At 45.2% G+C, this 434-nt stretch carries 1 protein-coding gene; it reads right to left on the reverse strand.

Annotated elements, in window-relative coordinates; all coding sequences use genetic code 11:
* Positions 1 to 434, reverse strand: a 434-nt coding sequence (locus tag AB4232_RS22695; RefSeq protein WP_372088117.1) for a GGDEF domain-containing protein, incomplete at both ends; no start/stop codon positions are given.

The raw sequence follows: 434 nt of genomic DNA on the forward strand, positions 1-434 counted from the left end.
CTCTTCACCACCCCAACGCACAAGTTTGTCCGTCGCACTGATAGAGCTGCCAACCACCATACTGAATTCACGCAAGATATGATCACCCATCAGGTGTCCGTATTTGTCATTCACACTTTTAAAATAGTCAATGTCCAGGTAGAGCATACTTAACTTGCCGTGGCCTTGCTTCACCTGTTGCGACTGCATTTTCAACCAATCACGAATCGCGTGTCGGTTAAGTATCCCTGTCAATTCATCACGATGAGCCTTTTCAGAAAACTCGAAGTTTTGCTCTCTCAATGCCCGATTGACGTTTTTTAAGTGATGGTGTCTTTTTTCAGCGATCGCGATACGTTTTCTTGAGCGGTGTAATTCTGAAAGCAGAAACACAGTGCCTGTACCCACCCAGATAAACAGCAAGATCAGGAACAGGCTTTCAGCCGAAATATACG

The sequence above is a fragment of the Vibrio sp. 10N.286.46.A8 genome (genome assembly GCF_041470165.1).
GTDB classification, from domain to species: domain Bacteria; phylum Pseudomonadota; class Gammaproteobacteria; order Enterobacterales; family Vibrionaceae; genus Vibrio; species Vibrio tasmaniensis_A.